Below are 8313 nucleotides of genomic sequence, written 5' to 3'. Positions count from 1 at the left end.
TGCGCGACATGCTCCTTCAAATAAGCAGCCACGGCGAGCTCACGCCCGTTCAGGGTCGCGTCACCGATGCCGGTCACCCCGTCCTCCGTGGTGATCCGGAGGGTCACGAAATTACGGGACGGGCTTGTCACGAAGACTTCCGCGGCAACGATTTTCACAGGTCCAGGCCTTCCTTCACATCAGAAAAATTTCAAGATTCCGGGCCGGGCGGCCCGATGGGCGTTACAGTCAGCGCTGGGTGCTGCCTGCAACATGGTTGCCCAGCAGTGCGAGTTCACCGGTTCGCGGCAGGCCTTCCCAGTCGCCCGCTGTGCTGACGGCGAAAGCGCCCGCAAGCGCGCCGCGGCTGAGGCGTCCGGTTACGTTCTCGCCGTCGAGCAGGGCCGACAGGTATCCGGCGGTGAAGGCATCTCCGGCACCGACGGTGTCGATGCTTGTCACCGGCACAGCAGGCGCCTCATGGCGTCCGACGGCGGTGTGGACGCCGGCGCCGGCGGCTCCGCGTTTGACCACCACTTCCTGCACGCCCAGGTCAAGGAGCTGCTTTGCCGCGAGGACCTCCGCGGCCTCCGAGGAATCCCGCTCAGCGTCAGGATCTGCGCGTTCCAGATCCGGCGACACCAGTCCGAGCTCGTCGTCGGACGCGATCAGGATGCTCGCATACGGCACGACCCGGGCCAACGCGGCCCTGGCCTCGTCACGGGTCCAGAGCTTGCTGCGGTAGTTGACGTCCAGCGAGACGAGGATCCCCGCGCTTTTGGCCCGGCTGGCGGCATATTCAACTGCTTCCTGCGCCTGCGGGCTGAGGGCGGCGGTGATTCCGGTCAGGTGCAGCACCCGGGCGCCGCCGGCGAGAGCCCCGTCGACGTCGTCGCGGTTGAGCGTGGATCCGGCTGACGCGGAGCGGTAATAGTAGGCACGGGTGACGTCGGCCGTGCGCTGTTCCAGGAACATCACGCCGGTGCTGCGGGCGGCATCCTCCCGGTGAAGCACGTCGATGCCTTCACCCCGCAACTGGCGCAGGATGAATTCACCGTGCGGGTCGCTGCCGATGACGCCGGCCCAGCGCACCCTGTGCCCCAGCCGGGCAGCGCCCACGGCGACGTTCGACTCGGCCCCGGCCACATGCATCGACAGGCAACCACCGGCAGAGATCGGGCCGCCGGTCCTGAGCGACACCATGGATTCGCCCAGCGTAAGGAGGTCGACGGCGGGAGTCACCGCGGGCTCTCCACGGCAGTGCGCCCGAAACCGGCGGCCAGGTCCACGAAGCTGCGTGCCCGCGACCGTACCGGCGCCAGGTCCCCGCCGGAGCCGGCATCCCCGAAGAGCGGCCCGCCAAGGCCGACCGCAATGGCGCCCGCATCCCAGTACGCTGCGGCCTGTTCGAGGCCGACGCCTCCCACCGCGATGAAGGGAATGTCCGGAAATGGGTCACGCAATGCCTTGAGGTACTGCGGTCCGCCGATGGAGGCCGGGAAAAGCTTGACGGCAGTTGCCCCGCGGTTCATGGCCTCGTAGGCCTCGCTGGGCGTCATCGCACCGGCCAGAACCGGTATCCCCTGCCGGGCGGACTCATCCACCGATTCGGCCAGCGCGGGGGTCACGGTGAACTGCCCGCCAGCCTCAACGACGTTGTCCACGTCGCGCACGGTCAGGACTGTTCCCGCCCCGACGAAGCAGCCGGCCGGAGCCGCCGCCCGCACTTCGCTGATGGCCTGCAGCGCACCGGGGGTAGTGAGGGCGATTTCGACGTACCGGAATCCCTCCTCCATCGCAACGAGTGCTGCCTTCGCGGCTGCCCGTCCGTCCGAGCCGCGCACGATGGCGACCAGCCGGCTGTCCCTGACGCCGTTGAGCAGCAGTTCCGGATTCATAGTTCCTGTGCTTTCCACTCTGTCCGTCACCATTCCGCGAAGGAGCCGTCGGGGTGCCGCCAGACCGGTCCGCGCCATGCGTGGCCCTGCTTGTCTGCCGCGCGGACCACGGCTTCGTCAATTTCGATGCCCAGGCCCGGCCCGGTCAGCCGCTCGATGTGCCCGTCCACGAACTTGAGCGGGGTCTTGTCCACCACGTAGTCCAGGACCTCGGCACCCTGGTTGTAATGGATGCCAATGCTTTGTTCCTGGATGAGGAAGTTGGGCGTCGCGAAGCCAACCTGCAGGCATGCCGCGAGCGCGAGCGGACCCAGCGGGCAGTGCGGGGCCAGCTGCACTTCGTAGACCTCGGCCAGCGAGGCGATCTTGCGTGTCTCTGTGATGCCGCCGGCATGGGAGAGGTCCGGCTGCGCCACGGCGATCCCCGCCTGCAGTGCGGGGAGGAACTCCTGCCGGCTGTAAAGCCGCTCGCCGGTGGACACCGGTGTTGTGGTGGAGGAGGTGAATTCCCGCAGCAGGTGGGTGTTCTCGGGAACGACGGGTTCCTCCAGGAAGAACGGCCGGAACGGTTCCAGCAGCGGCGCCACCCGCCGGGCGTTGGCCAGGCTGAAGCGGCCGTGGAAATCCACAGCGACGTCCCGGTGCTCCCCCAGGACTTCGCGGGCGGCCGCAACCCGGCGGACCACGCCGTCGAGCTCCGCAACGGAGGCCACCGGACTCATCCTGCCGCTGGCGTTCATCTTGACGGCGGTGAGCCCCACTTCCAGCTGGGCGTTGATCTGGTCAGCCACTTCGTTGGGTTCGTCGCCGCCCACCCAGCCGTACATGCGGATCCGGTCACGGACGGGGCCGCCCAACAGCTGGTGCACCGGTGCATTGAAGTGCTTGCCGGCGATGTCCCACAGTGCCTGGTCAAGCCCGGACACGGCGCTTGCCAGGATGGGGCCGCCCCGGTAGAACGACCCCTTGGTCATGACCTGCCAGTGGTCCTCGATCCGGAGGGCGTCCTGGCCGATGAGCAGCTCGGCGAGCTGGTCGACGGCGGTGCGCACCGTCTCGCTGCGGCCTTCGCAGCTCGCCTCGCCCCAGCCCACAATCCCGCTGTCGGTCTCGATGCGGACAAACAGCCAGCGCGGCGGCACCAGGAAGGTTTCTATCCTGCTGATTCGTGTCATTTCCGAGCCCCTAGCCCTTGGTGGCGCCGGCGGTCAGACCGGAGACGATGTACTTCTGCGTGAACAACGCAATGATCATGATCGGGATGGTCACCACGGTGGCGGCCGCCATCAGCCCGCCCCAGTCGATGCTGGCGTAGGAGACGAAGTCGAAGATGGCCACGGGCAGCGTCTTCGTCTTCGAGCCGGACAGGACCAGGGCGAACATGAAGTTGTTCCACGAGAAGATAAAGGCCAGGATGCCCGCGGTGGCCATGCCGGCCACGGACAGCGGGAGGGTGATGTGGCGGAAGGCGCCGATCGGGGTGAGCCCGTCCACCTGCGCCGATTCCTCCAGTTCGACCGGCAGCGAGTCGAAGTAGCTCATCATGATGTACACGATCAGCGGCAGGGCGACGAACATGTGGCTGAGGATCAGGACTTCGAAGCCGCCCACCATCTTCAGGTTGGAAAAGACGTAGTACCACGGCACCAGCAGGGAAACGCCCGGGATGACGCGGGCCATGAGCACCACAAGCGCCGAGCGGTGCATGGTGAACCGGCTCATGGCGTAGGCGGCCGGGACGCCCAGGACCAGTGACAGCGCGGTGGAGACGAAAGCCACCCAGAAGCTGTTGAAGATGAAGACGAAGTAGTTGTTCCGCTGCAGGACGTTGGCGTAGTTCTCGGCGGTCGGCGTGAACAGGAACGACTTCCCCGCATCGTAGATGTCCACGTTGGTCTTGAAGGAAGCGAGCAGCATCCAGAACAGCGGCGCAATCAGGAACAGCACCACCGCCACCAGGGCAATGACACGGAACACCTTGTACCCGCTGCTGCGCAGCGGCTTCCTGCGGCGGGCCGTTCCGCGCCGCTGGCCTGCCGACGTTTGGGATTCGGTCATGAGGGTCATTTGCTTACCGCTTTCTTGCGCATGGTCAGCAGCCACATGGAGCCAATGATGATCATGAAGAACAGGATCAACACGGCGGAGGAGAGCCCGTACTGGTTGTAGTCAAAGCTGAGCCCGTAGGCATACACGTTCAGCGTTTCCACCTCGTGGAATGAACCGCCACCCTTGCCCTTGGTGGCGTAGAGGATGTCGAACGTCTTGAGCGCGTCGATGCCGCGCAGCAGGATGGCCACGATCACGGTGGGCATCATGAGGGGCAGGGTGACGAAGAAGAAGCGCTGGAACGCGTTGGCACCGTCCATCCGGGCGGCCTCATCCGGCTCCTCGGACAGCGAGGTCAGCCCCGCAAGGAGGATGAGCACCACCATGGGGGTCCACTGCCAAACGTCCATGAAGATGGTGGTGGGCAGGGCCGAGTCCTGGCCGGAGAGCCACGGCTGGGGCGGAATGCCAACGAGCCCCAGCAGCTGGTTGGCGAAGCCGATGTTCGGGTCAAAGATCAGTCGCCACATCATGCCTACTGCCACGGGGGTGGCAACGAGCGGCAGCAGAATGGCCACGCGGACCCATTTCTCGCCGCGGAACGGACGCCACAGGAGCAGGGCGATGCACATGCCGAGGACGACTTCGCAAACCAGCGCCACCAGGGTGAAGGACACCGTGCGGCCTACGGCCGGCCAGAACCTTTCGGTGTCCGTCAGCACGGTGAGGTAGTTTTCGAACCCGACGAAATCGGAGGCCGCGCGGACCGATCCCTGGGAGTCGGTCAGGCTCAGGTAGAGGGTCCAGGCAAGCGGAAAGACGATCAGGAGACCGACGAAGATCATTGCGGGCGCTGCAAACAGCCATTTCCGGTGCCGGTTCGCCCAGGCGGAGAAATTATCCCGGCTGCGCGCCGATTGTCCAGAGGTCCGGGCGGGGGTCAGTACAGACATGGTTCACCTAAGAGTTGGGGGTGAAGGCGTTTCAAGTGCGACGGCGGGACAACAGCGGGGCTGTTGTCCCGCCGTCGCACTTTACTTACTTGTTTTCGTCGTCCAGGAACTTCTGGAAGGCGGTGTTGGCCTGGTCGGCCGCGGCGGAAGCGTCAGCGCCCGTGATGGAAGCGACGATGGGCTCACCCACGATTTCGCGGGCCTTGCCGACGGTGATGACCAGCGGACGGTCGTGGCCTACGCCCTTTTCAGCGCTGACTGCGATGGCGGCCGCAAGGTCCTTCGGGTAAGTGGACGTGCCGGCCGGATCAGACCAGACGGAGGCCCGGGGGCCGGGGACGCCGGCCTTCTGTGCTTCGAGCGTCCGATCCTTGCTGGTGGCCCACTTGATGAACTTCCAGGCGTTGTCCTGGTTGCCCGAGGACTGGTTGATCGCGAGGCCCCACGACGGGATGTTGTACGGCTTGGAGCCCGCCGGTCCGGCCGGAAGCGGCGCGAAGCCAACGGTTTCGGCCACCTTGGACTTGGCCGGGTCCGTGGCGTTCTTGTAGAGGGAGTCCGCCTCCGTGTAGAAGGCGGCCTTGCCCTGGGTGAAGATTGCCATGGCTTCCGGCCAGCTCATGTCGGTGCTGACGTTCTTGGGGCCGTAGTTCTTGATGAGCCCGCCGTAGAAGGCGTAGGCCTTCTTGGCTTCCTCGCTGCCGACGGCGGACTTGCCGCTTGCGTCAGTAAAGTCGCCGCCGAAGCTGTACAGGAAGCTGGAGAACTGGGTGACCGCGGTGGACTTGCCGGTGCGGGCAACGAATCCGGCGGTGTCCGCGGAGGCGATCTTCTTGGCTGCCGCCTCGAGTTCCTCCATGGTCTTGGGCACCTCAAGGCCGGCGGCCTTCAGCAGGTCCTTGCGGTAGTAGAGCACCTCGCGTTCGGTGATGATCGGAACGCCCATGACCTTGTCTTCATACGTCGAAGCCTTGACAGGGCCGTCCTGGTAGTCCTTCCAGTTCCAGTCCGCGTCTTCGGCGACCTTGCTGGTCAGGTCCGCCAGGTAGCCGTTCTTGCCGAAGGCCTTGCCCTCCTGAAGAGGCCGGTACATCATGACGTCGATTTCGTCGCTGCCCGCGTTGAGCTTGACGTTGTACTGGTCGGACAGCTGGTCTTCACCGAGCTGGGTCAGTTCCACTTTGAGGCCGGTGGACTTTTCGAATTCGGGGATCGCAGCCTTGATGCCCTCGGTCCAGACATGGTTGGCGAGGGTGACCCGGACCGTGTCCGACCCCTTCGAGTCGCCGCCTCCGCCCCCGCCGCAGGCGGTCAGCCCCATGGAGAGGGCCGCGGCAACGGCCGCGTACTTTACTACTGAACGTCGCTTCATTACGACTCCTTGACTCAGGACCGGAGATCCTCCGGCCGCTCCAAACGCATCATTGCACTTGCTCAGGCTGCGATCATGGCAAATAAGGCGGACTTAAACAACCCTTTGTTTGCTTCCCGTATGCTTTATTTATGCAAACTCCAAAGGCGGAGCACTCCAGAGATTCGCCCAGGTCGTTTTTGGAACGGCTCGGCCTGGCGATTGCCGACGGCACGCTCGCGCCGCGCACCGTCCTCCGGATCGATGAGCTGGAAGCCGAGCACAAGGTGGCCCGGTCAGTGGTCCGGGAAGCGACGAAAGTGCTTTGTTCCATGGGCATGCTGGAGTCCAGGCGGCGGCTCGGAACTGTAGTCCAGGAAGAAGAATGCTGGAATCTCTACGATCCCCAGGTCATCCGGTGGCGTTTGGCCTCCCCGGGACGGCTTGACCAGCTGCGCGCACTGAACGAACTCCGCGGCGCGATAGAGCCGCAAGCGGCACGGCTCGCGGCGGACCGCATCTCGCTGGAGGACGGCAGCGAACTCGTGTCGCTCGCAGCCCGGCTGTGGGCGGCCGGGCAGGGCGACAAACAGGAGCAGTTCCTCACCTTGGACATAGAGTTTCACGCTGCGGTGCTCAGGACATCGGGCAATCCCATGTTCTCCCAGCTGCACAACCTGGTCCGGGAAGTTCTCTCCGGCCGCACCGAACACGGCCTGGTGCCGCACCTTCCGCACCACGAGGCCCTGCAGCTGCACGTGGACGTGGCCAGCGCAATCCAGCGCGGTGAAGCCGAGGCGGCACACGCGGCCATGAGCAGGATCGTTGAGCAGTCCACCCAGGAAATGGGCGACATCTGGTCCCGGCACCAGGCGGAGCCCGCACCGCCTTCCCCCGGGAAAGCGCGAACGGACATTTAGGGCCCATTCCACAGCCGCAGCCGGGGCCTCAAGTGTCCGTTCGCGCTCAGTCCGGTGGGTAGCCAGTCCCGTGGGTGGTCAGTCCTCGGTGGGCGTCGTGCGGGTCGAGTGGTAGTTCCGCCAGCTGTGCTCGGGCGCGAAGCCGAGGAGCCGCTTGGCCTTGTCGATGGACAGCAAGGTCTCGTGCTCGCCCAGCTCCTTCGTCACCTGCACCCGCGGGAACACCTCCGCCGCCAGGCTGGCACTGGAGCGGCTCATGACGGTGTCCTCGTTGGCGATGATGAAGGCCTCGAACCCCGGCGTGCGGTATTCCAGCGCGCGTGCCACCGCCTGCGCGCCGTCGCGCGCGTCGATGTAGCCCCAGAGGTTCCACTTCCGCAGGGCGGTGTCCCGGTCAAAGGACGGAAACTCCTCGTAGTCCTCCGGATCCATGACGTTGGAGAACCGGAGGCCAACGATGCTCAGCTCCGGGTCCCACCGCGTCATCTGGATGGCCATCTGCTCCTCCAGATGCTTCACCAGTGAGTAGGTGCTCTCCGGCCGGGCCGGATACTCCTCGTCCACCGGGATGTAGGGAGGGTCGACGTCGAACGGCAGTCCCAGCACCGTCTCACTGGAGGCGTACACGATTTTCTTGACGCCGGCCCTGCGCGCCGCCTGGAAGACGTTATAGGTGGACAGCATGTTGTTTTCGAAGGTGGCGGCGTCGGGCACCAGGCCCGGAGCCGGAATGGCTCCCAGATGGACTATCGCGTCGAAGCCCTGGTGCCGGTCATCGAGGCCCATGATGACGTCAAGAACCTGCCCGTAATTACGCAGATCCACGGCGGCGAACTGTGGGCTCCGGTTGCCCGTCCGGTCCAGGTTGAGGACCGAATGCCCGTCCGCCACAAGCCTGCGGACCACGTTCCGTCCAAGCTTTCCGCTGCCTCCCGTTACGGCAATTCTCACCGCGGCCTCCTCCTGTTCGCTGGCCGGCCCTGGTCCGGGCGGCCGTGCTCCGATGGCCGCAGCGGCTGTCGCCGCCCGGCACCTTTCCCCCAGCCTAGGGCCCGCGGCTGTAACCGCGGCCATGGCACATGCGGAACTGGTGTATATTTTCTCGGTACGGTTTAGCAGAGGGCCGTTGGATTGTTGTTCGATCCGGCACCTTGCTTGCTGCT

The 8313-nt window shown here is 65.3% G+C and carries 8 protein-coding genes and 1 pseudogene; 1 reads left to right on the top strand and 8 read right to left on the bottom strand.

Annotated elements, in window-relative coordinates; all coding sequences use genetic code 11:
- The 7 genes and pseudogenes from CXZ05_RS19535 to CXZ05_RS19505 form a co-directional block, all read right to left on the bottom strand.
- Positions 1 to 158, bottom strand: a pseudogene (locus CXZ05_RS19535) (bifunctional D-altronate/D-mannonate dehydratase); the annotation flags it as partial.
- A 70-nt stretch (positions 159 to 228) separates the two neighbouring features.
- A complete protein-coding gene (locus tag CXZ05_RS19530) occupies positions 229 to 1221 on the bottom strand; it encodes a sugar kinase (protein ID WP_258006650.1) in 993 nt (330 codons plus the stop codon).
- Complete coding sequence (locus CXZ05_RS19525; RefSeq protein WP_180987469.1) at positions 1218 to 1877, bottom strand: bifunctional 4-hydroxy-2-oxoglutarate aldolase/2-dehydro-3-deoxy-phosphogluconate aldolase; 660 nt, start codon at positions 1875 to 1877, stop codon at positions 1218 to 1220. Before CXZ05_RS19525 ends, CXZ05_RS19530 begins: the two co-directional genes overlap by 4 nt.
- Positions 1878 to 1903: 26 nt before the next feature.
- Positions 1904 to 3052 carry a galactonate dehydratase gene (dgoD, locus tag CXZ05_RS19520; RefSeq protein WP_102974171.1) on the bottom strand — a complete coding sequence of 383 codons (1149 nt, stop codon included), beginning with the start codon at positions 3050 to 3052 and terminating at the stop codon, positions 1904 to 1906.
- A 10-nt stretch (positions 3053 to 3062) separates the two neighbouring features.
- On the bottom strand, positions 3063 to 3944 hold the full coding sequence (locus CXZ05_RS19515) for a carbohydrate ABC transporter permease (RefSeq protein WP_102974170.1): 882 nt from the start codon (positions 3942 to 3944) through the stop codon (positions 3063 to 3065).
- Positions 3941 to 4879, bottom strand: coding sequence for a carbohydrate ABC transporter permease (locus tag CXZ05_RS19510; RefSeq protein WP_102974169.1), 939 nt, complete (start codon positions 4877 to 4879; stop codon positions 3941 to 3943). The genes CXZ05_RS19515 and CXZ05_RS19510 overlap by 4 nt, the downstream gene beginning before the upstream one ends.
- 85 nt (positions 4880 to 4964) lie before the next feature.
- Complete coding sequence (locus CXZ05_RS19505) at positions 4965 to 6251, bottom strand: ABC transporter substrate-binding protein (protein WP_102974168.1); 1287 nt, start codon at positions 6249 to 6251, stop codon at positions 4965 to 4967.
- Between the two features lie 131 nt (positions 6252 to 6382).
- Between CXZ05_RS19505 and CXZ05_RS19500 the strand changes: the two genes are divergently transcribed.
- Complete coding sequence (locus CXZ05_RS19500; RefSeq protein WP_102974167.1) at positions 6383 to 7150, top strand: FadR/GntR family transcriptional regulator; 768 nt, start codon at positions 6383 to 6385, stop codon at positions 7148 to 7150.
- A 78-nt stretch (positions 7151 to 7228) separates the two neighbouring features.
- On the opposite strand, the gene CXZ05_RS19495 is transcribed toward CXZ05_RS19500, so the two are convergent.
- Positions 7229 to 8101: an NAD(P)-dependent oxidoreductase gene (locus CXZ05_RS19495; RefSeq protein ID WP_102974166.1), complete on the bottom strand. Its 873-nt coding sequence runs from the start codon at positions 8099 to 8101 to the stop codon at positions 7229 to 7231.
- Positions 8102 to 8313 lie beyond the last annotated feature (212 nt).

The organism is Arthrobacter sp. AFG20 (genome assembly GCF_002892795.1).
Taxonomy (GTDB): domain Bacteria; phylum Actinomycetota; class Actinomycetes; order Actinomycetales; family Micrococcaceae; genus Arthrobacter.
This window is presented reverse-complemented; position numbering and strand designations above follow the sequence as displayed.